The sequence below is a fragment of the Serratia sp. BNK-12 genome (genome assembly GCF_047456085.1).
Lineage (GTDB): Bacteria > Pseudomonadota > Gammaproteobacteria > Enterobacterales > Enterobacteriaceae > Serratia > Serratia liquefaciens.
In genome coordinates, this window is record NZ_CP179896.1 from 3,567,348 (window position 1) to 3,592,491 (window position 25,144).

Annotated in this window: 23 protein-coding genes; 13 read left to right on the forward strand and 10 right to left on the reverse strand. The window is 54.0% G+C overall.

What is annotated here, in order from left to right; genetic code table 11:
• The first annotated feature begins 37 nt into the window (after positions 1 to 37).
• Both moeA and moeB read left to right on the forward strand, forming a co-directional pair.
• Positions 38 to 1,276: a molybdopterin molybdotransferase MoeA gene (gene moeA, locus ACMGG1_RS16560; RefSeq protein WP_262016703.1), complete on the forward strand. Its 1,239-nt coding sequence runs from the start codon at positions 38 to 40 to the stop codon at positions 1,274 to 1,276.
• A 2-nt stretch (positions 1,277 to 1,278) separates the two neighbouring features.
• Positions 1,279 to 2,034 (forward strand): molybdopterin-synthase adenylyltransferase MoeB, encoded by a 756-nt coding sequence (gene moeB, locus ACMGG1_RS16565; protein WP_122077873.1) that lies wholly within the window; start codon positions 1,279 to 1,281, stop codon positions 2,032 to 2,034.
• A 261-nt stretch (positions 2,035 to 2,295) separates the two neighbouring features.
• Here moeB and ACMGG1_RS16570 read toward each other — a convergent pair whose 3' ends face one another.
• The 3 genes from ACMGG1_RS16570 to cynR all read right to left on the reverse strand — a co-directional run bounded on the left by ACMGG1_RS16570 (position 2,296) and on the right by cynR (position 5,449).
• A complete protein-coding gene (locus ACMGG1_RS16570) occupies positions 2,296 to 3,888 on the reverse strand; it encodes an ABC-F family ATPase (protein ID WP_071827008.1) in 1,593 nt (530 codons plus the stop codon).
• Between the two features lie 159 nt (positions 3,889 to 4,047).
• Complete coding sequence (gene mchS3, locus ACMGG1_RS16575) at positions 4,048 to 4,464, reverse strand: MchS3 family protein (protein WP_201895568.1); 417 nt, start codon at positions 4,462 to 4,464, stop codon at positions 4,048 to 4,050.
• 82 nt (positions 4,465 to 4,546) lie between these two features.
• Positions 4,547 to 5,449, reverse strand: coding sequence for a transcriptional regulator CynR (cynR, locus tag ACMGG1_RS16580; protein WP_414160864.1), 903 nt, complete (start codon positions 5,447 to 5,449; stop codon positions 4,547 to 4,549).
• A 115-nt stretch (positions 5,450 to 5,564) separates the two neighbouring features.
• Between cynR and ACMGG1_RS16585 the strand changes: the two genes are divergently transcribed.
• Positions 5,565 to 6,218 carry a carbonic anhydrase gene (locus tag ACMGG1_RS16585; protein ID WP_046374088.1) on the forward strand — a complete coding sequence of 218 codons (654 nt, stop codon included), beginning with the start codon at positions 5,565 to 5,567 and terminating at the stop codon, positions 6,216 to 6,218.
• An 18-nt stretch (positions 6,219 to 6,236) separates the two neighbouring features.
• Complete coding sequence (gene cynS, locus ACMGG1_RS16590) at positions 6,237 to 6,707, forward strand: cyanase (RefSeq protein ID WP_046374089.1); 471 nt, start codon at positions 6,237 to 6,239, stop codon at positions 6,705 to 6,707.
• A 71-nt stretch (positions 6,708 to 6,778) separates the two neighbouring features.
• Here the strand turns inward: cynS and ACMGG1_RS16595 are convergent, their stop codons facing one another.
• The gene (locus ACMGG1_RS16595) at positions 6,779 to 7,273 is read right to left on the reverse strand and encodes an AAA family ATPase (protein ID WP_400825285.1); all 495 of its coding nucleotides are present in this window, start codon (positions 7,271 to 7,273) and stop codon (positions 6,779 to 6,781) included.
• 224 nt (positions 7,274 to 7,497) lie between these two features.
• Positions 7,498 to 7,845 (reverse strand): antibiotic biosynthesis monooxygenase family protein, encoded by a 348-nt coding sequence (locus ACMGG1_RS16600; RefSeq protein WP_020825969.1) that lies wholly within the window; start codon positions 7,843 to 7,845, stop codon positions 7,498 to 7,500.
• 97 nt (positions 7,846 to 7,942) lie between these two features.
• On the opposite strand from ACMGG1_RS16600, the gene ACMGG1_RS16605 reads away from it, so the two are divergent.
• The 6 genes from ACMGG1_RS16605 to ACMGG1_RS16630 all read left to right on the forward strand — a co-directional run bounded on the left by ACMGG1_RS16605 (position 7,943) and on the right by ACMGG1_RS16630 (position 14,542).
• Entirely contained in the window at positions 7,943 to 8,626 is a 684-nt protein-coding gene (locus tag ACMGG1_RS16605; RefSeq protein ID WP_020825967.1) for an ArsR/SmtB family transcription factor, read from the forward strand.
• 63 nt (positions 8,627 to 8,689) lie between these two features.
• On the forward strand, positions 8,690 to 9,397 hold the full coding sequence (locus ACMGG1_RS16610; RefSeq protein WP_020825966.1) for a glutathione S-transferase N-terminal domain-containing protein: 708 nt from the start codon (positions 8,690 to 8,692) through the stop codon (positions 9,395 to 9,397).
• Positions 9,398 to 9,664: 267 nt separating this feature from the next.
• The gene (gene phoA / locus ACMGG1_RS16615; protein WP_414160865.1) at positions 9,665 to 11,092 is read left to right on the forward strand and encodes an alkaline phosphatase; all 1,428 of its coding nucleotides are present in this window, start codon (positions 9,665 to 9,667) and stop codon (positions 11,090 to 11,092) included.
• Positions 11,093 to 11,280: 188 nt separating this feature from the next.
• A complete protein-coding gene (locus ACMGG1_RS16620; RefSeq protein WP_316044338.1) occupies positions 11,281 to 11,853 on the forward strand; it encodes a GNAT family protein in 573 nt (190 codons plus the stop codon).
• Positions 11,854 to 12,300: 447 nt separating this feature from the next.
• Positions 12,301 to 13,878: a malate:quinone oxidoreductase gene (locus ACMGG1_RS16625; protein ID WP_020825962.1), complete on the forward strand. Its 1,578-nt coding sequence runs from the start codon at positions 12,301 to 12,303 to the stop codon at positions 13,876 to 13,878.
• Between the two features lie 205 nt (positions 13,879 to 14,083).
• Positions 14,084 to 14,542 carry a helix-turn-helix domain-containing protein gene (locus ACMGG1_RS16630; RefSeq protein WP_142815637.1) on the forward strand — a complete coding sequence of 153 codons (459 nt, stop codon included), beginning with the start codon at positions 14,084 to 14,086 and terminating at the stop codon, positions 14,540 to 14,542.
• Between the two features lie 61 nt (positions 14,543 to 14,603).
• On the opposite strand, the gene ACMGG1_RS16635 is transcribed toward ACMGG1_RS16630, so the two are convergent.
• The 4 genes from ACMGG1_RS16635 to ACMGG1_RS16650 all read right to left on the reverse strand — a co-directional run bounded on the left by ACMGG1_RS16635 (position 14,604) and on the right by ACMGG1_RS16650 (position 19,585).
• The gene (locus ACMGG1_RS16635) at positions 14,604 to 15,647 is read right to left on the reverse strand and encodes a fimbrial protein (protein WP_128864018.1); all 1,044 of its coding nucleotides are present in this window, start codon (positions 15,645 to 15,647) and stop codon (positions 14,604 to 14,606) included.
• A gap of 11 nt (positions 15,648 to 15,658) precedes the next feature.
• A complete protein-coding gene (locus tag ACMGG1_RS16640; protein WP_020825959.1) occupies positions 15,659 to 18,274 on the reverse strand; it encodes a fimbria/pilus outer membrane usher protein in 2,616 nt (871 codons plus the stop codon).
• A 28-nt stretch (positions 18,275 to 18,302) separates the two neighbouring features.
• Complete coding sequence (locus ACMGG1_RS16645) at positions 18,303 to 18,986, reverse strand: molecular chaperone (RefSeq protein WP_414160866.1); 684 nt, start codon at positions 18,984 to 18,986, stop codon at positions 18,303 to 18,305.
• A gap of 71 nt (positions 18,987 to 19,057) precedes the next feature.
• Positions 19,058 to 19,585 carry a fimbrial protein gene (locus ACMGG1_RS16650; protein WP_012005952.1) on the reverse strand — a complete coding sequence of 176 codons (528 nt, stop codon included), beginning with the start codon at positions 19,583 to 19,585 and terminating at the stop codon, positions 19,058 to 19,060.
• A gap of 516 nt (positions 19,586 to 20,101) precedes the next feature.
• On the opposite strand from ACMGG1_RS16650, the gene ACMGG1_RS16655 reads away from it, so the two are divergent.
• From ACMGG1_RS16655 to ACMGG1_RS16665, 3 genes are all read left to right on the forward strand, one after another.
• A complete protein-coding gene (locus ACMGG1_RS16655) occupies positions 20,102 to 20,818 on the forward strand; it encodes an EAL domain-containing protein (protein ID WP_122077852.1) in 717 nt (238 codons plus the stop codon).
• 22 nt (positions 20,819 to 20,840) lie between these two features.
• On the forward strand, positions 20,841 to 21,431 hold the full coding sequence (locus tag ACMGG1_RS16660) for a LuxR family transcriptional regulator (RefSeq protein ID WP_020825955.1): 591 nt from the start codon (positions 20,841 to 20,843) through the stop codon (positions 21,429 to 21,431).
• Positions 21,432 to 21,614: 183 nt separating this feature from the next.
• Positions 21,615 to 23,237: an FMN-binding glutamate synthase family protein gene (locus tag ACMGG1_RS16665; protein ID WP_115059427.1), complete on the forward strand. Its 1,623-nt coding sequence runs from the start codon at positions 21,615 to 21,617 to the stop codon at positions 23,235 to 23,237.
• Between the two features lie 130 nt (positions 23,238 to 23,367).
• On the opposite strand, the gene betA is transcribed toward ACMGG1_RS16665, so the two are convergent.
• Positions 23,368 to 25,035, reverse strand: coding sequence for a choline dehydrogenase (betA, locus tag ACMGG1_RS16670; protein ID WP_414160867.1), 1,668 nt, complete (start codon positions 25,033 to 25,035; stop codon positions 23,368 to 23,370).
• Positions 25,036 to 25,144: the final 109 nt, after the last annotated feature.

The window sequence follows — 25,144 nt, forward strand, 5'->3', positions numbered from 1 at the left end:
CCGCCATTTGTCGCGCACCCTGATTACGGAGTTCCTTATGGATCATTGCCATACTTCCGATCTTATTTCCCTGGAGCAGGCGCTGGAGAAGATGCTCAGCCAGATCTCCCCCCTTCAGCAGACCGAATCCATTGCCCTGACCGCCGCCGCCGGCCGCATTACCGCCGCGCCGGTCATTTCGCCGATTGATGTACCGCCCTTCGCCAATTCGGCCATGGACGGCTATGCCGTGCGCCTCGCCGATCTGCAAGCCAACGCGCCGCTGCCAGTCGCGGGCAAAGCTTTTGCCGGTGCTCCGTTCGACGGCAACTGGCCAACCGGTACCTGCGTACGCATCATGACAGGCGCGCCTGTCCCAGCAGGGGCCGAGGCGGTGATCATGCAGGAGCAGGCCGAGATCAGCGATGCCGGCGTGCGCTTCACGGCCGAAGTGCAAGCCGGGCAAAATATTCGCCTGGCGGGGGAAGATATTCGCCAGGGTGCCGGGGTTTTACCTGCGGGTATCAGACTGGGCGCTGCGCAGTTGCCGCTGTTGGCCTCGCTCGGTGTCGCCGAGGTGCAGGTGGTACGTAAGCTGAAGGTGGCGGTATTCTCCACCGGCGACGAGTTACAGCCGGTCGGGCAGCCGCTGCAGGCGGGCCAAATCTATGATACCAACCGTTTTGCCGTACGCCTGATGCTGGAACAGTTAGGGTGCGAAACGCTGGATCTGGGCATTATCCGTGATGACCAAAACGCGCTGCGCGCCGCCTTCGAGCAGGCAGACCGCCAGGCCGATGTGGTGATCAGCAGCGGTGGCGTCTCGGTCGGTGAAGCCGACTACACCAAGCAGATGCTCGACGAGCTGGGCGAAGTCGGCTTCTGGAAGCTGGCGATCAAACCCGGTAAACCCTTTGCCTTCGGCAAGCTCAAGCAGGCCTGGTTCTGTGGCCTGCCGGGCAACCCGGTTTCTGCAGCGCTGACCTTCTACCAACTGGTGCAGCCGCTGTTGGCGAAGCTGGCGGGCCACAGCGACTGGCATTTGCCACCGCGTTTGCAGGCTCGCGCCCTGACCCCCCTGAAGAAAGCGCCGGGACGCCTTGATTTTCAGCGCGGCGTGTTTAGCAGCAACGCTCAGGGCGAGCTGGAAGTGAGCACCACCGGCCATCAAGGGTCACACGTGTTCAGTTCTTTCAGCCAGGGTAACTGCTTTATCGTGCTGGAGCGCGAACGCGGCTCCGTGGCAGTGGGCGAAAAAGTGGACATTGAGCCCTTCAACGCCTTGCTGAGGAGCTGAGCATGCTGCCGGAATTAACCGATGCCGAAGCGCTGCGCTATAACCGCCAGATTATCCTGCGTGGCTTTGACTTCGACGGTCAGGAAAAACTGAAGGCCGCCCGGGTACTGATTGTCGGCCTCGGCGGGTTAGGCTGTGCCGCCGCCCCCTATCTGGTCGCGGCGGGCGTCGGCCACCTGACGCTGGTTGATTTCGACACCGTTTCACTCTCTAACCTGCAGCGCCAAATCCTGCACCGCGACGCGCGCATCGGTATGGCGAAAGTTGAATCGGCCCGTCTCGAACTCAGTGCCATCAACCCACATGCTCAGATTGAAACTGTTGATGCACAGCTGGACGACGACCAGATGGCGGCGCAGATTGCCGCCTGCGATTTGGTGCTGGACTGCACTGACAACGTGGCGACGCGCAATCTGCTAAATCGCCTCTGTCATGCTCAGCGCAAACCCCTGGTGTCCGGCGCGGCCATCCGCATGGAAGGGCAGCTCAGCGTCTTCACCTATCAGCCCGGAGAACCCTGCTACCGCTGCCTGAGTCGGTTATTCGGCGACAACGCCCTCACCTGCGTCGAGGCCGGTGTCATGGCACCGCTGGTCGGCACCATCGGCACGCTGCAAGCGATGGAGGCCATCAAACTGCTGACGCAGTACGGCCAACCGCTCACCGGAAAACTGCTGATGTTTGATGCCATGACGATGCAGTTCCGCGAGATGAAGCTGCCGAAGGATCCGCAGTGCGAAGTTTGCGGCGGGGAATAGCAGAGACAAAAAAGGCGGGAATGCTCCCGCCTGAGATTTTTTGACAAAGGGGGATAAAAGCGTGGTTTTTCCCCCTTTGTGTTATCAGCCGAAAATCAATAAATTGATTTTCCTGATTTGTTTTCAAAACCTTTAGCGCCTGCCGCCAAACATTATATGTTTGTCAGCAGTCTCTGGCGGGAATGCTCCCGCCCGAGTTTGATGACAAATTCGTCACCGGTTATAGCTTCGGGCGCAGCATGCCGCGCCTCTGCCGCTGGGTTACACGATACCCTGGCTACGCAGATAATCTTCGTAGTTGCCGGTAAAGTCGATCACTTTGGTCGGCGTCATTTCCAGTACGCGGGTCGCCAACGAGCTAACGAACTCACGGTCGTGGGAAACGAAGATCAAGGTGCCTTCGTACATTTCCAGCGCCATGTTCAGCGACTCGATGGATTCCATATCCAGGTGGTTGGTCGGTTCATCCATAACCAGGATATTAGGACGCTGCATCATCAGCTTGCCAAACAGCATGCGACCCTTCTCACCCCCGGACAACACCTTCACTTTCTTCTTGATGTCGTCCTGGCTGAACAGCAAACGGCCCAGCACGCTGCGCACCGCCTGCTCGTCGTCTTTTTCCTGCTTCCACTGGCTCATCCAGTCGAACACCGTCAGGGTGTCATCGAATTCGTATTCGTGATCCTGAGCGTAGTAACCGATCTTGGCATTTTCAGACCATTTCACGGTACCGCTGTCCGGCAACGTATCGCCCACCAGCGTTTTCAGCAGGGTAGATTTACCGATACCGTTCGGGCCCAACACCGCCACTTTCTCGCCCACTTCAACCATCAGGTTGAACTTGCTGAACAGAGGACCGTTGTCGAAACCTTTGGCCAGCGCTTCCACTTCCAGCGCGTTACGGAACAGTTTTTTGTCCTGTTCGAAACGGATGAACGGGTTCTGACGGCTTGAAGCCTTAATTTCTTCCAGCTGGATCTTGTCGATCTGGCGGGCACGTGAGGTTGCCTGCTTGGATTTGGAGGCGTTGGCACTGAAGCGGCTCACGAACGATTGCAGTTCGTTAATCTGCGCCTTCTTCTTGGCGTTATCAGCAACCAGACGTTCACGCGCCTGAGTGGCCGCCGTCATATATTCGTCGTAGTTACCCGGATACACGCGCAGTTCGCCGTAGTCCAGATCCGCCATGTGAGTACAAACCATATTCAGGAAGTGACGGTCGTGCGAAATGATAACCATGGTGCTGTTACGTTCGTTCAGCACCTGCTCCAGCCAACGGATGGTGTCGATATCCAGGTTGTTGGTCGGTTCGTCGAGCAACAGAATTTCCGGATCGGAGAACAGCGCCTGCGCCAGCAACACGCGCAGTTTGAAGCCCGGTGCGATTTCGCTCATCGGGCCATAATGTTGTTCAACCGGGATACCGACGCCGAGCAGCAGTTCGCCGGCGCGCGCTTCGGCGGTATAACCGTCCATCTCGCCGTAGGCCACTTCCAGATCGGCCACTTTATAGCCGTCTTCTTCGCTCATTTCAGCCAGCGCATAAATGCGATCGCGCTCTTCCTTCACCGCCCACAGTTCGTTGTGGCCCATGATGACGGTGTCCAGCACGCTGTATTGCTCGAAAGCGAACTGATCCTGACGCAGTTTACCCAGGCGCTCGTTCGGATCGAGGAACACGTTGCCGCCGCTCGGCACCAGATCGCCGCCCAGGATTTTCATAAATGTGGATTTGCCGCAGCCGTTGGCGCCGATCAAACCATAGCGGTTACCGCCGCCAAACTTAACGGAGATGTTTTCAAACAGCGGCTTACTGCCAAACTGCATAGTGATGTTGTTAGTGCTTAACACAGCGCTCGCTCTTCATATCATTGGGAATGTGATTTGGCGCGCATTATGCCATAACGGGCAACAGAGATCGCGGGAAGTTTCGGTGACAATTTGAGCAAAGGTGCGGCGGCAGGCCAAGTGGAAAGAACGTCTCGGCCTGAGGGAGGTGAATGCAGAGGTTTACCAACACCCCTGTTTTAGAATACTGAAATAAACATCGCTGAATTTTTCTTTCCTTAAAACATCCCCTTTCAATACCGAAACCGGTTGATCCCACACTTGGGTGAAATTGGGTTCGCCGGTTTTGTTATTGAGCTTTTTTAAGCCGCAGGCAGCATAAAGTTTCGCTTCTGGGGTTGCCTGCGGGTTATTGGCAATACGCAAGAAAACGGCCCCCGCGTCCTGGTAGGTTAGGATTTCTATTACATCGGTTTCTCCGGCACTGCCAATGCCAACAAACCCGTTCATTCCCAAAGAGAAATGAGTCACCTTGGATAAATTATTTTCTGTCGCTTCACGGTGTTGCTCAGCGGCGTAACCGTTGAGGGAACAGAAAGAAACAAAAACCAAAATAATAACGCTCAAGATCCTTTTCACAAAAACCTCCCTATTCAGCCAAGAGTGAAAGTGACGATCGGACCAGCTCTGTGCCCCACACTACCACGGTATTCAGCCGGTTTTATAGCGGGCCGGAATGTCCCTGGCTAAATTTCTGCCGGTGCAAAACCTCGATAAACGCCCGTGACGCCGCGCTATGGTAGGCGTCTTTACGCTGCAGCAACACCGCCCGGCGAGCGGGCATGACGTCGGTAAGCCGTACCGGGTGCAACTGCGGGTTTTCCTGCGCAACCGCTGCCGGTAGCAGGGTAGCCAGTTGGCCACGGCGCACAATTTCAATGATGGCACCAATTGCGTTGGCCTCCATTGCTACCCGGGGGCGGATCCCCTGTCGACGACAATAATCGTCGATAAACTGACGGGTAGCGAAGTCCTCGCTTAATAACACTAGCGGTTGCTGTTCGAACACCTGCGCACTCAAAGGCTCATGCTGTTGAACCAGCGGGTGCTGAGCCCCAACCATCATATTCAGTGACTCGGTAAACAGCTCCTCGGCCACGATGTCCACCGATTGCGCCTGACTGAACGCGATCCCCACATCCAGCCGGTCTTCCGCCAGAAGCGCCTCGATCCTGTCCTGCGTCATTTCATGAATACTCACCGAAACGCCCGGATATTGCCGATAAAAAGCATCGATAACAGGCCCCACCAGATAGGCGGTAAAGGTTGGCGTCATCGCCAGCCGCAAATTACCGCGTTCCAGCGTCGCCACGTCGTGGATCGCCCGAGTGCCGGCTTCCAGATCCTGCAGCGCCAGCCGGGCATAGCGCATCCAGGCCATACCGGCGTCGGTCAGGCGTACCGTTCGGCCAGAACGATCAAACAGAGGCGTTCCCAGGTTTTCTTCCAACTGCTTGATTTGTTGCGACAGCGTCGGTTGCGAAACGTGTAGCGCTTCGGCGGCGCGGGTGAAGTTGCCCTGTTCGGCAACGGCAAGAAAATAACGGATGTGTCGCAGCAGCATAACGCCTCAACTATTAGTAATTCCTATGGAGACCATTATAAATGGGTCTTAGACCCTATAGCCAGAGTGGCGCATCATGCCCCCCATCGCTTAACAGCATCCTGATGGAGACAGCATGAAAGAGGTTATTGAGGGTTTTTTGAAGTTCCAGCGCGAGGCGTTTGTCGAACGGTCCGAACTGTTCCGGCAGTTGGCCACGCGCCAGAACCCACGCACCCTGTTTATCTCATGTTCCGACAGCCGCCTGGTGCCGGAACTGATCACCCAGCGTGAGCCGGGTGACCTGTTCGTGATCCGCAATGCCGGCAATATCGTGCCTTCGTTCGGCCCGGAGCCGGGCGGCGTAACTGCTTCTGTGGAATATGCCGTCGCCGCACTCGGCGTGGAAGATATCGTGATCTGCGGACATTCCGACTGCGGCGCAATGACCGCCATCGCCACCTGTCAGTGCCTGGATCATATGCCAACCGTAGCGAATTGGCTGCGTTACGCCGATTCAGCCAAGGCGGTGAATCAGGCCCATCCGCATACCTCTGAAAGTGAACGCGTCAGTTCGATGGTACGTGAGAACGTCATCGCACAACTGACCAATATTAAAACCCATCCTTCAGTGGCGCTGGCGCTTGAGCAGGGCCGGTTGAAGCTGCACGGTTGGGTCTATGACATTGCCAGCGGCTGTATTGAAGCGCTGGATGGCGAAACCCGCCGCTTTATTCCACTGGCCACCAATCCAAATGTCACGGCTACCCCTGCCGTATCCCGTTTTTAATCTCAATAAGGAGATAACATGACACAGTCCCTGCATTATTCATCCCCACGCGAAACCTTGACCGACACCATTATGGCCGCCAAGATCCGTAAAAACCTGACCTTCGAAGCGATCAACCAGGGTACCGGGCTGAGTCTGGCCTTCGTCACCGCCGCTCTGCTGGGTCAGCATCCGCTGCCAGAACAGGCGGCGCGTGTGGTGGCCGCCAAGCTCGATCTGGACGAAGACGCCATCCGTCTGCTGCAAACCATTCCGCTGCGCGGCAGCATCCCTGGCGGTGTGCCGACCGATCCAACCATTTATCGCTTTTATGAAATGGTGCAAATTTACGGCTCCACGCTGAAAGCGCTGGTGCATGAGCAGTTTGGCGACGGCATTATCAGTGCGATTAACTTCAAACTGGACATCAAGAAAGTGCCGGATCCGGACGGTGGCGAACGCGCGGTGATCACGCTAGACGGTAAATACCTGCCGACCAAGCCTTTCTGATCCTGACGATGCCGGCGATAGCGTCGCCGGCATTGGATGCTTTTCTCCGCGGTCTCTGCGCTTCACCCCATCTATTCACCGTATCTGATAAGGCTCAGGCGTTCTTCCTCGGTAGGGGCGACAAAATATTGCGTGAGCAGATCGAAGGTCTCTTCACTGAGCACAAAGGGATGTTCACCTTGCTCATTTCTGTGTTTTATTCTGCTCTTGCACTGCGCATTGCTGACGTCCAGAAAATGCAGGCAGTGCGCTACACAGGCCTCCTCCGCCAGTTGTCTGGCCCATAAGCGCCGATCCGGCGTATTCATCGGAAAATCCAGCACCACCGACAGACCATGCCGCAGCAGTTGCACCAAATGCTCGCTCAGCACCTGCCGCAGGTTGGCGGAGTAACGAACGTAGTCCTGTAGGGTTTTCATCTGCTGGTCATATAACGTTGCCAACCAGCTATCTTCAACGATCAGCAGCGTATGGGGCTGCTGCGCAAGTCGATTTGCCAGGGTTGATTTGCCGGAGCCGGCTTTGCCGCACATCAAATGTAAAACGGCGTGGGAGGAATTATTCATGGCGTTCTCCTGAAGGTGAGTACCGGCAGGAGGAAAATATGACCCGCCTTACCGGCGGGTTTTAGCATGACAGAGACGCGCTATCCCACCACTCCGAGAATGGTGATAATAATCTGCGCGAATGAAACCTTGTTTATGCTCATACATTATCAATAAGGCAAATACCCAAATATTGTCAACAACGCTGTGCCTCACAGAGTCATAACTGATAATGGCCGCGCACTTTACCCCGCGTGATAGCCGCGGCTGTCATGCGGGGTCTGTTCTCGCTGATCCAGACCATAGTCCCGCACCACCTCAGCCACCCGCAGGCGATACTGTGCCAGCACGCCATGGCGGCCCCGTTTCTGTGCGGCTCGGTGCTGCTCGACATTTCGCCACTGCTGTACCGCCGCCTCATCACGCCAAAAGGACAGTGACAGCAGCCGCTGCGGATCGGCCAGGCTTTGAAAACGTTCAATGGAAATAAAACCGTCAATTTCTGCCAGTAGCGGCTTCAGATCGGCGGCCAAATCAAGGTAGGTCTCACGCTGACCGTCAGCGGCCTGCAGCTCAAAAATAACGGCAATCATAGGGCGCTCCTGTCAGAGGTAAAACTCAGGCACACATGCATTTTGTGAACCCATCCTAACGGTGGACGCACAGCCATACTTCGCCTAATCTCGAAGTATGAATAACATCGATATTGAAGATCGTCTGGCGGCACTGAGCGGTGCCATTGCCGACCGCACCCGGGCGCGCATGCTGTGCCTGCTGATGGATGGTCGCGCTTATACCGCCACCGAACTCAGCGCCGCGGTGGACGTTGCCGCCTCTACCGCCAGCGGCCATCTGGCACGCCTGCAGGAACAGCGACTGATCGCCTGCGTCAAGCAAGGGCGTTACCGCTATTTCCGTCTGGCAGGGCCGGAAGTCGCCGCCGCGCTGGAAACGCTAATGGCACTGGCCGGCGTCGAAAAGCCCGTGGTGAAAAGCACTACTCCGACGTCATTGCAATTTGCTCGTACCTGTTATGACCATCTCGCCGGTGAAGTGGCGGTAAAACTGCACCAACGCCTGCATCAGCTAACCTGGTTAGAAGGTGAGGAAGACTATCGGTTAAGCGAGGCTGGCCACGCTGCACTCACTCGGTTGGGCGTCGACTGTTCCCCTGCGCCCTCACGAAGGCGCTTCGCCTGCGGCTGCCTGGACTGGAGCGAGCGCAAGGCCCATCTGGGTGGTGCATTAGGTGCGGCGATGCTTACCGCATTTATCCGTCGTGGCTGGATAAAACGCCAGTTGGAGAGTCGTGAACTGCAGCTCACCGCCAGCGGGAAAAAAGCGCTTAAAGCACATTTTGACCTCACTGTTTAACCTCACAACAGGTTAGTTTTGGTGCAATACTCAATAAGCAAACCGTCAACCCGAGGACTCCCCATGCTCGATCAAACCCAATTCCCAATCACCAAACTGTGGCCGGCGCAGCATCCGGAGCGGCTGCAGCTCTATTCGCTGCCCACGCCGAACGGGGTAAAAGTTTCTATCATGCTGGAGGAGATCGGCCTGCCGTATGAAGCGCACCTGATCGACATCGGCAAAAACGAGACCTGGACGCCCGAGTTTTTGTCGCTGAACCCGAATGGCAAGATCCCGGCAATCATCGATCCCGATGGCCCAGGCGGCAAGCCATTACCCCTGTTCGAATCCGGCGCCATTCTGCTGTATCTGGCGGAAAAAAGTGGCAAGTTCCTGCCGCAGGATCCGGCTCTGCGTTATGAAACCATTCAGTGGGTATTTTTCCAAATGGCGGCCGTTGGCCCCATGTTCGGTCAGCTCGGCTTCTTCCACCGTTTCGCCGGTCGTGAATACGAAGATAAGCGCCCGCTTGAGCGTTATAAGAATGAGTCGAAACGCCTGCTGGGCGTACTGGAAAGCCGGCTTGAAGGCCGCGACTGGATCATGGGCCAGGATTACACCATTGCCGACATTTCACTGTTGGGCTGGGTGCGTAATCTGATCGGCTTCTACGAAGCCCGCGAGATAGTCGATTTCGACAGTTTCCCACGCGTAGGGCAATGGCTGGAGCGCGGTCTGGCACGACCGGCGGTGCAACGCGGCGTCAACATTCCCGCCCGCAGCGAATAATGGCTTGCCTGGGATAGCCGCCCGGCTATCCCTTTTGCGTCTTCTTTACCGTCATAAAAGTGTCACACCCCTGCATTACCCTCCCTGCTTAACAAGTTCGTGTTATACCCCTATGATTTTTAAGCCACAGTCAGGCATCCTGCTCGCTCATCCCCAGGCGCTTACTCCAGTAAGTAACCTGGGGTTAGCGAGTGCTGGTAACCACGCTGTAGCTTGAAAGGCGACCGGGTATTTATGTTTTTTTATTACGACAAGGAGCTTTCCCCGATGTTGCAGCCTGTTTCCCTGATCGCCAGTGCCGTGTTATCCGCCTTATTATGCTCCAGCGCCTTCGCCGATGAGACGCCGGCCAACGCTGCCGGACTTTCCGAGCGTGCGGCTCGCGGCAATATCGTTGAACCCGGCGGAGCACGTCGCCTGAGTGGCGATCAAACCGCGGCATTGAAAGCTTCGTTGTCTGATAAAACGGTCAAGAATGTGATTTTGCTGATTGGCGACGGCATGGGCGATTCGGAAATCACTTCGGCACGCAACTATGCCGAAGGCGCAGGCGGCTATTTCAAAGGCATCGATGCCCTGCCGTTAACCGGCCAATACACCCATTATTCGCTGGACAAGAAAACCCACAAGCCGGATTACGTCACTGACTCCGCCGCCTCCGCGACTGCCTGGTCCACCGGCGTCAAAACCTATAACGGCGCGCTGGGCGTTGACGTTAATGGCAAAGACCAACCGACCTTATTGGAAATTGCCAAAGCGGCGGGTAAAGCCACCGGCAACGTTTCCACCGCAGAGTTGCAAGACGCCACACCTGCGGCGCAGATTTCCCACGTCACCTCGCGTAAATGTTACGGCCCGGAAGAGACCAGTGAAAAATGCGCAACCAACGCGCTGGAAAATGGCGGCCGCGGTTCGATCAGTGAACAGTTACTCAAAGCCCGCGCCGACGTCACCTTAGGCGGCGGAGCAAAATCCTTTAATCAGTTAGCCAAAAGTGGCGAATGGCAGGGAAAATCACTGAAAGAGCAGGCAAATGCATTAGGTTATCAGTGGGTGGAAAACCTCGATGCCCTGAACGCCGTTAACGTCGCCAATCAGCAAAAGCCGCTGTTGGGGCTGTTTGCCGCCGGCAATATGCCGGTACGCTGGCAGGGGCCGAAGGCCAGCTATCACGGTAATATCGACCAACCGGCGGTGACCTGTCAGAACAACCCGGCACGTACGGCGGATATCCCGACGCTGGCGGTCATGACCGAGAAAGCCATCGATCTGCTGAAAACCAACAAAAATGGTTTCTTCCTGCAGGTTGAAGGCGCATCGATCGACAAACAGGATCATGCCGCCAACCCGTGCGGCCAGTTCGGGGAAACTGTCGATCTGGATGAAGCCGTGCAGAAAGCATTGGAATTCGCCCGTGCCGACGGCAACACTCTGGTGATCGTCACCGCTGACCATGCTCACTCCAGCCAGATTATCGCCGCCGACGCCAAAGCGCCGGGCCTGACGCAAATGCTGACCACCAAAGATGGTGCGCCGATGACCATCAGCTACGGCAACTCGGAAGAGGATTCGCAGGGCCACACCGGCACCCAGCTGCGTGTTGCCGCCTACGGCCCGCATGCCGCCAACGTCGTCGGGCTGACCGATCAGACAGATTTGTTCTATACCATGCGTGACGCCATGGCGATCAAGTAAGCTAACGACCCCGTCCACTGATTAATTAAACCCTGTTCATCGTTGCTCACGCCGGCGATGAACAGGGTTTTCGCCGTTTGAAACCTCCAGGCTACTGCTATATTGTGGGACCTGTATTCCTCGCAAAAATGTTCTGCCCTGTTCGTAAACAAACCAATGTGATCCCACCCGACAATAAGGATGTGCTCTTGCATTTGATTACCCTGCCCTTCGACACCGAACGCCTGCAACTGCGCCGCTTCACGCCCGACGATCTCGAAGCCTACTCGACTTACCACCGTTTGCCGGAGGTCTATCGTTATCTGTATGCCCCCACCCCGGACAACGCGCAACTGGCCGATCAGCTTGCTCAGGCGATAGCTTCGCGCTTCAGTCAGGACGGCGATATTTTTTATTGCGCCGTCACCCTAAAGGACAGCGGAGAGTTGATCGGTGAAGTGTTGTTGAAACTGGCTAACCGCGCAGCATTACAAGCCGAGATCGGTTATATCTTCAGCCCGGCTTATGCCGGTAAAGGTTATGCCAGCGAAGCCGTGCAAGCGATGTTGGATCAGGGGTTTAACCAAGTGGGCTGCCACCGCATTTTTGCCCGGCTCGATGCTGCCAATCAGGGGTCTATCGGGGTCGTCGAACGTCTGGGGATGCGCAAAGAGGCGCACCTGCGACAAAATGATCGTTTCAATGGCCAATGGGGTGATGAACTGATTTATGCACTGCTGAAAGAAGAGTGGCCATCGGCAGCAATGAAGGCCCGCCGCTAAGCGTCAACCAGCATCTTGGCCGCACTGAAATGCCCGGCGGCCATTTTCATTTTGTTACCTGCTGCTATTTGCCATTATTCCATAAATATTGTGTGATATTGGCATATCGTTTAAATCAGCGGCAATTAGACCTTATTAATTTAGCGGTTATATTTAAATAAAAATAATAAATGAATGATTCCTGCCTTTAATGGGCTTTTTTTAGTTACAAAAGTAGTTTTTAACAATATTGCAAACAATAATATCCCCGCAGTAACCAGAGTTGAACAACCTGTCCCCAGACAGCCTGTAATAATCCACTTTTCGTTAAGAAAACGATTAACAAAAAGACATTATCACTGTCACTCGGCTTAGCCGGGCGGGTTAGTTTTACTTATTTCCAGGGTAACTCCCGATAAATTCTTTCACCTGCAATGAGTAGAATTTACACACAAGAGATTTGATTCAATGAGAAAATTACTCGTCCTGATCTTCTGTCTGAACCTGTTTGGCGTTACGCAACAGGCGACGGCGGAAGAGAATAAGTCCGTTGATGTGGTATTGATCGGCGGTGGCATCATGAGCGCCACGCTGGGGACCTACCTGCATGAGCTGGAGCCAAACTGGTCCATCGACATGTATGAGCGCATGAACGGCGTGGCTGAAGAAAGCTCCAACGGCTGGAACAACGCCGGTACCGGTCACTCCGCCTTCGCTGAAATGAACTATACCCCGGAAAAAAAAGACGGCACCATCGACATCAGCAAAGCCGTGGTGGTTAACGAGTCTTTTGAAATCTCGCGTCAATTCTGGTCTTATCAGGTGAAAAATAACGTCCTGAAAGATCCAAAATCCTTTATTAACAGCGTGCCGCACATGAGCTTTGTCTGGGGTGACGACAACGTCAACTTCCTGCGCAAACGCTATGCCGCACTGCAACACAGCACCCTGTTCCGTGGTATGGAGTACTCAGAAGACCCTAACCAGATTAAACAGTGGGCTCCGCTGGTGATGAACGGCCGCGATCCGGCGCAGAAAATTGCTGCGACCCGCATGCCGCTGGGTACCGACGTTAACTTTGGCGTGATCACCCACCAACTGGTGGACACGCTGACCAAAAACCCGAACTTCAAGCTGAACCTGAGCCATGAAGTCCGCGACATCAAGCGCAATGCCGACAACACCTGGCGCGTCACCGTGGCCGATCTGAACCGCGACGGCAAAGAAACCACCGTGAATGCCAAATTCGTGTTTATCGGTGCAGGCGGTGCTTCTCTGACGCTGCTGCAGAAAACCGGCATTCCCGAAGCCGAAGGCTACGGTGCCTTCCCTGTCGGCGGTCAGTTCCTGGTCACCACCAACCCGGAAATCGCTGACCAACACCTGGCCAAGGTTTATGGCCTGGCCAGCGTAGGTTCACCGCCGATGTCGGTTCCGCACCTGGATACCCGCATGCTGGACGGCAAGCGTGTCTTGCTGTTCGGACCGTTCGCCACCTTCTCCGGCAAGTTCCTGAAAAACGGTTCACTGTTCGACCTGCTGCACTCCCTGAGCACTTCGAACCTGATGCCAATGACCCACGTCGGGCTGGACAACTTCGACCTGGTGAAATACCTGGTAGGCCAGTTGATGATGAACGACGACGATCGTTTCGCTGCGCTGAAAGAGTACTTCCCTGAAGCCAAACAGGCAGACTGGAAACTGTGGACCGCCGGCCAACGCGTGCAGATCATCAAAAAAGATGCAGATAAAGGTGGCGTACTGCAGTTCGGTACCGAAGTGGTCAGCTCCGAAGATGGCAGCATTGCCGCTCTGCTGGGTGCATCACCGGGCGCATCAACTGCCGCACCGATCATGCTGCACCTGATGGAGAAAGTGTTCAAAGATAAAGTGGCTACGCCGGAATGGCAGAGCAAACTGAAAGAGATCATTCCGTCTTACGGCCACAAGCTGAACGGCGATATTGAAATGACCAACAAGATCCGCGGCTACACCAGCAGCGTCTTGCAGTTGGACTATATCGAAGTGAAGCCGGAAACTAACTGATCCCCGTCTTTCCCCTCTTTGCTCAAGGCCGCCACGTGCGGCCTTTTTCATTTCCCTGCGACCCAAAGAGCACGTTTAGCCACCTTTTTCCCCCGGGTTAACACTTGCGTAACCCGTCTCCGCGGCCTATTATCAAAGTACTAGCTTGGATAATTACTGTTACCTACTGTGACCTGAATGTCGTACCCGCAGGAGAACTAAAACAATGGATCGCGTTAATATCATTCACGATTTGCTGGACTGGATTGAAACCCATCTGGATCAGCCGTTACTGTTAGACAACGTAGCGGCGAAGTCAGGCTACTCCAAGTGGCACCTGCAAAGGATGTTCCGCAGCACTACCGGACATGCTTTAGGCAGTTACATCCGCGAGCGGCGTCTGTCGCAGGCCGCGCAGGCGCTGCGTTCAAGCCCTCGCCCCATTCTCGACATCGCCCTGCAATATCATTTCGATTCCCAGCCGTCTTTTTCGCGCGCATTTAAAAAACAGTTCGGCAAAACGCCGGCGGTTTATCGTCGCACAACTCGCTGGGACGTCGCAGAGATGCACCCGCAGCCGATAGAACCGCTGAACGGGCATCGCCATGAGTCCCCTGGCGTTCATCTGTGGTATGCGGGGAAATGTCTGGACAGTGTCTGCACCAACTGGGTTGGCCAGAGCTGAGAGAAAAATGCATTAAAAAAGGGGTTCAGCGCAGGCTGAACCCCTTTTTTACTGAAAGAGATTACTTAAAGGTTACGTCAATATTCGCCGAAGCACTGAATGGCCCAACCTGTGGATTGGTATTCAACCACTTCAGACTGGCCAAAAAGTTCTTTTCAACGATAGTACCGTTGACCAGGCCCAGATCAACCGGGGAGTTCATCATGATCGGCGTGTTCGGCGTTGCGGCCTGCGAAATTAAAATACCGAAGCCGCTGTTGCTGGTTGGCATAATCAGACTGTTATCCTGCAAGGGATAAGTGGTGCTGAAACTGGCCTGCAAGGTTTCCCCTTTGCAATCCTGCCCGGTTGTCGGGTCAGACATGTTAGCCGCAACGGAGAAAGGAACCTGCTTCTCGATTTTGCCGGCCACCGCATTTTGACGCGGAATGGTGCCAAAGTTTACGGTTGAACCGTTGTTAGCCACCACGGTAATTTTCGGGTTACAAGAGATAAACTGAATGTTGCCCAACCCGGAAATATAGGCGTTAAAGTTACTGTCTGGCGTGCCGTTCAGACCACCAACCCCATCCACCTGGAATACGGAATACGCGTTATTGTCATTGATCTTGCCGCCCGCAGGTGGCGCCTTACCCGTCGCCTTGATGTAAATGGCATAGGAAACCGTCACGGTCAACGACCTGGCTGGTGAAAGACATCGTGAGCCGGAACGACGACACTCGGTACCCGGCCCCACGTCTTGCTTGGCACCTTTAGTTGGCTTGATATCAAGGCCGTTGTAGGTTACACCGACTTCAATCGAGTTATGGATCTGGCTCATGCGAGCCTTAGGATCCCAGTACAGGAAGGCATTTTCCCCTTTTGGGTTATTCCAGTCATCCACACACTGGAAGGTCGAAGTGAAGGTCTGTGAACGCCACAGTAATGCCCCAGGGGCAGTATTGGCCGTTGACACCTTGATCGCCTTATCCAACACGATATCCTGACGAATGTTGCCATTCTGCTTACAAGCCAGCGCAAAGCTGCTCTGCGAGAACGTCCCCAGCGTGACCAGCAGCCCTGCCGCCAGCCCGAGGTTTTTATGTTTTAACAACAAAGAAGACATATTCATTCCTTTTACGGTTTTCCGCAGGTCAGCGAAAGTTCCTGATAGCCCATCAGCTGTTCGGTCGCCGATTTCAGTTCCGGCACCACCAGTGAACAGCTGTCGCCGGCATCGCTGCCCCATTTAACCAACAGGCGATCCCCTGCGGATGCGCCGGAGATATAAATATCCCCATTGGTACCCACGGTACCGTTGTTCTTGCCGTCGGCGCTAAACACGTTGGCGCCGATTGGCGGTACGCTGCCGTCCAACAGTTTACTGTGTACCAGCAGGCTTTGGCCGGTATGCGTTTCAAATTTCACGCGGGTAATGGCGCCATATGTCGGTACCACGTCGCGGGCCGCCATCGGGATATCCAGGCCGTTGCCGATATCCTCAGTGCGCAACGCCACGCGGTTGTGACGATAAGGTGAGGCCGAGGTCATTACCGCGTAACCGAAGCGGTCGATAGCCACACCCGGCTGGTTTTCCAGACGGACGCCCTTGGCATCTTTGGCCTCAACCAGCACAAAGGTATTTTGCAGCGGCTGGGTCAGCGTCACGCCGCCGGAGTGCGCCACGATACCGCCCGACACGCCCAGGGTAGACTGCTGGTAATCATTGCTGTAGCTGTAACCGGCATTGACGGTACCCATGCTGCCCTGGTAGCCGACGTTAGCCGAGCTGGTTTGGCCGGAGTAACGATCGTGACCACTTTGCACCGCGTAGTTCAGACGGTTATCGTCCAGCGCGGTACCACTCAGGCCAGCGCTGTATGTATTACCGCTCTGCTTGCTGTGACCGGCGTTGAAGCTGGCCGTCATATCAGACGAATCGCGGCTGAAGAAGCTGAACGGAATAGAGACGCTCATGTTGATGCTGCGATCTTTATAACCGTAGTTGCTGCGGCTGTCCTGATAGAACACGCCGTAGCTGATATTTTTGTAGCTGCTGTTAAAGCCGGTTTGAACCGTACGATCCTGGCCGGAGCCGCCCCAATATGACTGGTTGCTGATATTGGTATACAGCGTTGAGTTACCGGCAATACGCTGGTTGATCGACAACTCTACACGCTGGCGTTTGTTATTGAAACGGCTGGTGTAATAGGTACGACGACGTGATTCTGCCCAATCCGGCACGCCCAGATTGCGGTCATTCTCATCGTAGTAATCGTTACGGTAGACGCCGTTTTCATAGCGATCGCGTTCCGCAACCGCATCAGAGAAATCATAGTAACCAGAGGTCGAGTAACGGTAACCGGCGATCTGGAATTCGGTGCCCCAGTCGTTGAGCGATTTGGAGTACAGGAAGCGGAAGCTCTCCCCCTGTTTGTCGTCACCGTTGACCAGGTTGGTGTCGGAATAGGACATATCGAAGGAAACTGCCCCCCAGACACCCATGTTTTTACCCATACCCACTACCGCCGAACGGTAATTTTCCGCGACCAGCACCCCACCATAAGGCGTGATGTCATACGCCATGCCGTGGGACAAGGTGCCTTGCACAAACTTCGGCTGGTATTTGGTGGTGCCGTCATGGTATTTACCGGCGGTCATCTGGTAGTCCCAGATCCCTTCGCGCAGCATGTTCGGCACGGAAGAGAACGGCACCACGAAAGAGGTTCTTGAACCGTTGGCCTCAATGACCGTGACGTTCAGGTTACCGCTCAAGGTGCTTGGGAAGATGTCGGTCAGCGCAAACGGACCCGGCGGCACGTTGGTGCTGTAAATGGTGTAGCCGTTTTGGCGGATCTCAACGCGGGCGTTGGTCGACGCCACGCCACGGACCACGGGCGCGTAACCGCGCTGGCTTTCCGGCAGCATATCGTTGGCGCTGGAAATCTGCACACCGCGGAACTGAATGCTGTCGAATACGTTGTTATTGGTGTTGGTCTGGCCAATCACCAGACGGCTGCGCAGGGAAACGATGTCGGTTTCCGCCCAGCTTGAAACGGTATTCCAGTGCGTGCCGGCACCCGACTGCTGATTCAGCGTCGAGTTGTTACGCAGGCGCCAATTACCGACATTGATGCCGTTGTTCAGGCTCAGGAAGTAGTAGTCGGATGTTTTATCGTTGGCGTTATTACGATAATTATTATGGTTGCCGCTGAAGTTATAGTTAACGAAACCGGCGTTAATCCCGCGATCGTAAACCTTCGGCGAGATAGCACCCTGTGGACGCGGCTCCAGGAATATCTGCGGCACTTCCAAATCCATACGCTGTATGGCTGCGTCGTAGCTCAGCTTGGCACCCGAAATTTGCTGTGACAGAGCGTAGCACTGTGCGGCACCTTCGGTTTTCATATCGCCCGGCAGTTTTACACCGTAGTCCTGGTAATCCTGCGCAGTCAGGCAAGGCGTTACCGGCGTGTCTTTGGCGTCTTTTTTGAATTCGATGTCACGGTGATCGATACGCTGTCCGTTCAGGTAAATATCGAACGGATATTTACCTGGCAGGATATCATCGCCGCTGGACAACGCTGCCACCTGGGCAATGTTGTCATCGCCATGGATGAAGGAGGTGTTGAACTGCTCCTCCGCCATGGCCATATGAGAGAATGAAAATGGCACCGCAGAAAAATAAATTACACCATTAATCAGCCTGACCAAACGTTTTGGCGTGAGGGTTGTTATTCTTTTATGTGCCATTTTTTGTTCATTCCTTGAAGGGCTTAAATCAATTTAATGCAACGTTCTTAATCTCGGTGTGGCCGCCGTAATCGTTGATATAGGTGAACGACATACTGTTGGCCGACTGCGCGCCCTGTGGCAGAGCAATCCGCAGGCTATCTTGCGGTTTCACCATGTCGGCATTCACTTTCCAGCTTTTGCCACCGCTTTTCAGCGTCAGTACACCCAGCGTCACAAACAGTGGACCATTGTTGGTCACCACCAGATTGCTGCCCTGACGCTGCCATTTCAGTGCCTCTGCCTGCTGTTGCAGGTTGGCCTTCAAGGCTTCTGGGCGGTAGAACAGTTTGATACGGGTACGGATCGCCACCTGCAGCACGTTGTCTTGCTTAGGCGTTGGCGGAATTTCCTGTACGTTTACCCAGAGCAGACTTTCTCTGTCCTGCGGTAACCCGCTGCCGGAATAAATAAAGCGCAGAATTGCGTCTTTTTTGGCAGCCAGTTTTAAAATAGGTGGAGTGACCACGATCGGTAAATTCTTCGGCATCTGGCTTGAATCGCCATTATCCAACCAGGTTTGCACCATATAGGTGTCGTCGCTGTCATTGCTGATTGAGAGCGATGCGGATTTACTTCCGCTGTTATAAATTACGCGCGTCGAATCAACCTGAATTCCGGCAAAAGCATTTACGGAAAACGCGAATAAAATACAAGAAAGCACTTTTTTCATCGGAATATCTCAACTCTCAGAATTTAGCCGTCCGTGGCCAATAGCTCTATCTATCCTGCCAGCGAATTAAATTACTTGTATTCGATGGTGAAGGTAGCGTTAGAGTTTGCCTGACCCGCAGTGACCAGATCCTGGTAAGATTTATAACGAGCGCGCAGGTTGAAAGTCGCAGAACCTGGGTTGTCGCCATCAGCAGCAACAGAAACGGTCGCTGGGGTAGCAACTTCCTGAGAGATTGGCAGAGTTGCGCCGTTGTTATCCAGGATTTCAACGCCAACGCCGTTAGCGCCGCCAGTTACAGCCAACAGCTCTGGGTGGCCAGCTGGGGTGTTACCGTCGAAACGCAGGGTGTAGTTACCCGCTTCACATTTCTCCAGGCTAATATCGAAAGCTTTAGCACCGCTGGTAGAACCAGAAGTTGGGAATGCGGTAGTAGGGTATTTACCCAGGTAAACTTCTTTATTCTGGTCTTTATCAACAACTTTACAGGTGGACTGTACGATTTCACCGGTGAATTTAACGTTGCCGCTTGCAGCAGTAGCGTTATAAGCAGTAGCAGACAATACCAGCGCGGCCAAAGGCAATAATACTTTTTTCATTTCCAGCTCCATAGAAAAACAATAAAATAATCGATTCAGTGACAGACGAATATATAGTTCCCCGGCACTGAGCATACACTCAGCGATAGCACTCCTTGCTTAAAAGGAGTGTTGCCTCGATGAACCCATTGCCGGACGAAATATAGACTAAGCGCATTCTTATTGTTAAATCGTTTAAAACATTCATAACCCCCCTCTTGATAGGAATAAACTATCAACAAATACCTATCGATCGATGTTGACGATTCAATCGAATAGGAATAATCTGTGTTTTGGAAAGTCATGCAGTCAGACATTTTTCTTTAAGGCCTGATTAACAGCATATTATTCCGTATATTTACATTTTGTTACCTTTAGAGCCCTTTGGACTTCACGACTAAATGCGCGTTAAATGGTCTGCAAGCGACATTTCACAATCACGTCGCACCAAATAAGACATTTACCTATAAACAGCCTGATATTGAATTAATTTTAGTTAAAAAACAGGTAGTTACATATCAATCAAGGGATTGAGGAATGCGCAGTTCTTTTAGAGAGAAAAATAACGGAATTAATTATGTTTTCCAGCCAATGTTCGCAAAATCCGGACAATTGCTGGCCGTTGAGTGCCTATCTCGATTCACTTTTAATAGTGAATATGCGCATTTCTCTCCTGAACAGTTCTTTCGTACTGCCGATAGCGAGACCCGAATTGAGATTCTGTTAGACCAGGTCAGTCTGATAGAGAAATATAATCACTGGTTTCATGAGAATCAGGTTATAGCCACGCTGAATGTAGACGACCATTCACTGCGTTCGTTGGCCAATAGCCATTTTGCAGAAAGAATTAGCGCCACTCGCTGTATACATTTCGAAATCAGTGAGAACTCAACCCGTTTGGTTAAAGATCGCGTTCATGGCGATCCTTCACTAAAGAGCTATTCATTTTGGCTCGATGATTTTGGTTCTGGCTATGCGGGTTTTTCCGCGCTGTATAACAGCCAGTTCCGCTTCGTTAAACTCGACCGCTTTTTGTTATGGGACTTTATGAAAAAGTCCGGCGGCGACGGTTTAATGCGCGCTTTATTGCGCTTTTTTTACCTTAATCATTACAAGGTAATTATTGAAGGGGTTGAAACCCCCGAGCATAAAAAATGGCTGGACGAAATGCCATATTACGCACTGCAGGGAAAGCTGTGGAAGGAATCCGACATCAAGGATTTGAACTCGCTTCTTACAGCTGAATACTTTTAACTCATTATGGGTGTTTGCCATTATGTCTAAAAACAATGTCCTTGTTATTAGTGAGTGTAAGTACAGCTATGTCGGCCTTTCGGTGTTACTGAAAAAACATTACGGCAAGTACGATATCAGACTGTTTTCAGATTTTATGCACGGTGGCGCCAAGGCGGAGAAAATAATTAAGCACGACATCGCCCTGATCTTCACCTCACAAAATCTGGAGCAAAGCGTTAACGTCATTGAAAGCCTGGTGTCTTTGCATCAGCAATACAACTCCAAAACGCGTCTGTTGGTGTTTTATGACGATGAACGCGTGGTGAAACTATTGTCGATCCTGGGCATCTCCGTTGAATTGGTGTCTACACGCATTCCACTTTATTCGCTGCAGGAAAAAATACAGAACCTGCTGGAAAGCAAAGAGCCCGGGGGGATAAAAATGCAGAAAACCCGCGAGCTTAGCCCGGCGGAAAGCGACGTTATCTTCAACCTGTTGCGCGGTGACAGCCTGCTGCATATTGCCCAAAAGCGCGGCACCCACCCCAAAACGATTTTCTCTCAGAAATACAGTGCGATGAAAAAGCTGCGTCTGCGCAGCATGAGCAGTATTTTCGTTGCCAGCAAGTAACTCCCTCCTCCCCTTCAGGCTGCCACCCGGCGGCCTGAAGGGCGGACTCAACGTTAAATTAATGTAACAATCAACGATAAAGCAGTAACAGCCACATAACACTCCTGTCTATTGGTTAGGATCCGCTCAGCAAACTTTCTGTGAGCCATGTCGTCTGGACTAATAAAAACATCAGGAGATGTTATGAAGTCATCATTATTCAGCCGTTATACCTGCCTTGTGTTGAGTCTTTTGCTGACGTTGGCGTCTTTGGCGCTGTTGTCCCATAGCCCCTGGTTTTGGCTACCGACGATCATTTTTGGTGGTCTGAGCGCTCTGGGCATTTATGATCTGACCCAACAACGCCACGCCATCTGCCGAAACTATCCGATCATCGGCCGACTGCGCTTTTTCTTCGAGTTTATTCGCCCGGAAATACGCCAGTACTTACTGGAAGAAGATAACGCGCAGATCCCGTTTTCACGTACCCAACGCACGCTGGTTTACCGACGCGCCAAAAATGAAATGGGCGACAAGCCGTTCGGTACCCAGTTGGACGTTTATCAAACCGGCTACGAATGTATCGGGCACTCCATGCGTCCGGTCGAGGTATCTGACCCCACCAGCTTCCGCGTGACGATCGGCGGTCCAGATTGCAGCCAACCCTACTCCGCGTCGATCTTTAACATCTCCGCCATGAGCTTCGGCGCCCTGTCGGCCAACGCCATTCGCGCCCTCAACCTCGGCGCGGCAAAGGGCAATTTCTACCACGACACCGGCGAAGGCAGTATCAGCCGTTATCATCGCGAAAATGGCGGCGACCTGGTCTGGGAATTGGGCAGCGGTTACTTCGGTTGCCGCACCGCCGACGGCCATTTTGATCCGCAACGCTTCGCCGAGCAGGCTAAAAAACCGCAGGTGAGAATGATTGAAATCAAGCTCAGCCAGGGTGCTAAACCCGGACATGGCGGCATACTACCGGCGAAAAAAGTGGATGCGGAAATCGCCGCAACGCGCGGCGTACCTGAAGGGGTCGACTGTATTTCTCCGGCTTCGCACAGCGCCTTCAGCACGCCAATTGAAATGATGCATTTCATCCAGCAGCTACGTGAATTGTCCGGTGGCAAACCCGTGGGCTTCAAACTCTGTATCGGCCACCCGTGGGAATTTGTCGCCATCGCCAAAGCCATGTTGCAAACCCAGATCTTGCCGGACTTTATCGTGGTGGACGGCAAAGAAGGCGGAACCGGCGCAGCACCGCTCGAACTGTCCAACTATATGGGCATGCCGCTGCGCGAAGGGTTGTTATTCGTCCATAACACCCTGGTGGGCTGCGGACTGCGTGACAAAATCAAGATTGGTGCCAGCGGTAAAATCATCAGCGCCTTCGATATCGCCAGCGTGCTGGTGTTGGGCGCCGACTGGGTGAACTCAGCCCGTGGTTTTATGTTCGCCGTCGGCTGCATTCAGTCGCAAAGCTGCCATACCAATCACTGCCCTACCGGGGTCGCCACCCAGGATCCACTGCGACAGAAAGCCCTGGTGGTGCCAAACAAGGCCGAACGCGTTTATCACTTCCACCAGAATACGGTGAAAGCGCTGGCAGAAATGCTTGCGGCGGCGGGCGTCAGCCGCCCTGAGCAGTTGACTTCGCATCATATGCTGCGCCGTATTACTTCAACCGAAATCAAGGTCTACGCCGACATCTATTACTACCTGGAGCCTGGTGCACTGCTGCAAAAAGAGATCGAAAGCGATTTTTATGCGCGCATGTGGCGCATGGCGACGCCAAACAGTTTCGATCAGGCGATCGCCCTGCCGGCTTAAGGGGTACGTTTGTACCTGCTGAGGTGAGAGATAACGGGAATGAATTGCCCCCTCGCCTCGGGGAAGGACATTGGAGAGGGGGTTGCTTGCTACAGCGGCCCTCCCCCTCAACGGCGAGAGGGCATGTGGGTTATGGCTTACGCGCCGGGGCGTCGCCGGCCACGTAATAGTCGGCAGTGCTACGCGACAACGGCGTGCGCTGGCGAATACGATCGGCAATCTTCTCGGCGATCATGATGGTGGTGGCGTTCAGGTTACCGGTGATGATCAGCGGCATAATGGACGCATCCACCACCCGCAGGCCTTCCATACCGTGCACTCGCCCTTGCCCATCCACCACCGCCATCTCGTCTTCGCCCATTTTGCATGAGCAGGAAGGATGGAAGGCGGTTTCGGCATGCTCACGCACAAAAGCGTCCAGCTGTTCGTCGGTCTGCACTTCTGGCCCCGGGCTTATCTCGCGGCCGCGGTATTCGTCCAATGCAGGCTGCGCCATGATTTCGCGCGTGATGCGAATGGCATCGCGGAACTCCTGCCAGTCCTGTTCGGTCGCCATATAGTTGAACAAGATGCTCGGATGTTGGCGCGGATCCTTCGATTTCACCTGCACCCGGCCACGGCTCGGGGAGCGCATTGAACCGACGTGCGCCTGAAAACCGTGCTCTTTCACCGCGTTGCTGCCGTTGTAGTTAATCGCCACCGGCAAGAAATGGTACTGAATGTTCGGCCAGGCGAACTCTTCGCGGCTGCGGATAAAGCCACCGGCTTCAAACTGGTTGCTGGCGCCCACGCCGGTGCCGTTGAACAGCCACTCTGCGCCGATCTTCGGCTGGTTGAACCATTGCAATGCCGGGTACAACGACACCGGTTTTTTACAGGCGTATTGCAGGTACATTTCCAGATGGTCCTGCAAGTTCTCGCCCACGCCGGGGAGATCGTGCACCAGATCGATGTCCAGGCGGTTCAGCAGCGCCGCTGGACCAACGCCGGAACGCTGCAAAATCTGCGGCGAGGCAATCGCCCCGGCACACAGCAACACTTCACGACGCGCACGGGCACTGGTGATTTGGTTACTTTCGCCCTGCAAGTAGTCAACGCCCACCGCACGCTTACCCTCGAAGCGGATGCGGTCGGTCAACGCGTGAGTGACAATCTTCAGGTTTGAACGGGAACGAGCCTGATCCAGATAACCCCGAGCGGTGCTGGCGCGACGGCCTTTCGGCGTGACCGTGCGATCCATCGGGCCAAAGCCTTCCTGCTGGTAGCCGTTCAGGTCATCAGTACGCGGATAACCCGCCTGCACACCGGCCTCCACCATTGCGTGGAACAATTCGTTATTACCGGCTTTCGGCGTGGTCACGCTGACCGGGCCGTCGCCACCGTGATAATCATTAGGCCCGATATCGCGGGTTTCCGCCTTGCGGAAATATGGCAGGCAGTCCAGATAACTCCAGTCCTCCAACCCCGGTGCTTTTGCCCAGTTGTCGAAGTCCATCGCGTTGCCGCGGATGTAGCACATGCCGTTAATCAGTGATGAGCCGCCCAGCCCTTTACCCCGGCCACACTCCATGCGGCGGTTGTTCATGTGCGGCTCAGGATCGGTTTCATACGCCCAGTTGTAACGACGGCCCTGCAGCGGGAATGCCAGCGCGGCCGGCATCTGGGTGCGAAAATCCATCCGATAATCCGGGCCGCCGGCTTCCAGCAGCAATACGCTAACATCAGCGTCTTCGGTTAAACGGGTGGCTAAAACGTTACCGGCTGAGCCGGCACCGATAATGATGTAATCGTATTCCATACATTATCTCCTAAATATTCGTATGCCTGAATGATGCGAATGGCTTGAATATCGCATGCTGAATATATCCAGGCAGTTTTGGATGCAAGAAAGGATTATGCCCTATGGA

Excerpts from the sequence above, each read along its gene's own strand:
- betA (WP_414160867.1), bottom strand. The coding sequence starts at position 25,035 with ATGGAATACGATTACATCATTATCGGTGCCGGCTCAGCCGGTAACGTT.
- ACMGG1_RS16660 (WP_020825955.1), top strand. The coding sequence starts at position 20,841 with ATGTCTAAAAACAATGTCCTTGTTATTAGTGAGTGTAAGTACAGCTAT.
- ACMGG1_RS16650 (WP_012005952.1), bottom strand. The coding sequence starts at position 19,585 with ATGAAAAAAGTATTATTGCCTTTGGCCGCGCTGGTATTGTCTGCTACT.
- cynR (WP_414160864.1), bottom strand. The coding sequence starts at position 5,449 with ATGCTGCTGCGACACATCCGTTATTTTCTTGCCGTTGCCGAACAGGGC.
- ACMGG1_RS16600 (WP_020825969.1), bottom strand. The coding sequence starts at position 7,845 with ATGATTGCCGTTATTTTTGAGCTGCAGGCCGCTGACGGTCAGCGTGAG.
- moeB (WP_122077873.1), top strand. The coding sequence starts at position 1,279 with ATGCTGCCGGAATTAACCGATGCCGAAGCGCTGCGCTATAACCGCCAG.
- ACMGG1_RS16630 (WP_142815637.1), top strand. The coding sequence starts at position 14,084 with ATGGATCGCGTTAATATCATTCACGATTTGCTGGACTGGATTGAAACC.
- ACMGG1_RS16610 (WP_020825966.1), top strand. The coding sequence starts at position 8,690 with ATGCTCGATCAAACCCAATTCCCAATCACCAAACTGTGGCCGGCGCAG.
- moeA (WP_262016703.1), top strand. The coding sequence starts at position 38 with ATGGATCATTGCCATACTTCCGATCTTATTTCCCTGGAGCAGGCGCTG.
- ACMGG1_RS16585 (WP_046374088.1), top strand. The coding sequence starts at position 5,565 with ATGAAAGAGGTTATTGAGGGTTTTTTGAAGTTCCAGCGCGAGGCGTTT.
- ACMGG1_RS16640 (WP_020825959.1), bottom strand. The coding sequence starts at position 18,274 with ATGGCACATAAAAGAATAACAACCCTCACGCCAAAACGTTTGGTCAGG.
- ACMGG1_RS16655 (WP_122077852.1), top strand. The coding sequence starts at position 20,102 with ATGCGCAGTTCTTTTAGAGAGAAAAATAACGGAATTAATTATGTTTTC.
- cynS (WP_046374089.1), top strand. The coding sequence starts at position 6,237 with ATGACACAGTCCCTGCATTATTCATCCCCACGCGAAACCTTGACCGAC.
- ACMGG1_RS16605 (WP_020825967.1), top strand. The coding sequence starts at position 7,943 with ATGAATAACATCGATATTGAAGATCGTCTGGCGGCACTGAGCGGTGCC.
- ACMGG1_RS16625 (WP_020825962.1), top strand. The coding sequence starts at position 12,301 with ATGAGAAAATTACTCGTCCTGATCTTCTGTCTGAACCTGTTTGGCGTT.
- ACMGG1_RS16645 (WP_414160866.1), bottom strand. The coding sequence starts at position 18,986 with ATGAAAAAAGTGCTTTCTTGTATTTTATTCGCGTTTTCCGTAAATGCT.
- ACMGG1_RS16595 (WP_400825285.1), bottom strand. The coding sequence starts at position 7,273 with ATGAATAATTCCTCCCACGCCGTTTTACATTTGATGTGCGGCAAAGCC.
- ACMGG1_RS16665 (WP_115059427.1), top strand. The coding sequence starts at position 21,615 with ATGAAGTCATCATTATTCAGCCGTTATACCTGCCTTGTGTTGAGTCTT.
- phoA (WP_414160865.1), top strand. The coding sequence starts at position 9,665 with ATGTTGCAGCCTGTTTCCCTGATCGCCAGTGCCGTGTTATCCGCCTTA.
- ACMGG1_RS16635 (WP_128864018.1), bottom strand. The coding sequence starts at position 15,647 with ATGTCTTCTTTGTTGTTAAAACATAAAAACCTCGGGCTGGCGGCAGGG.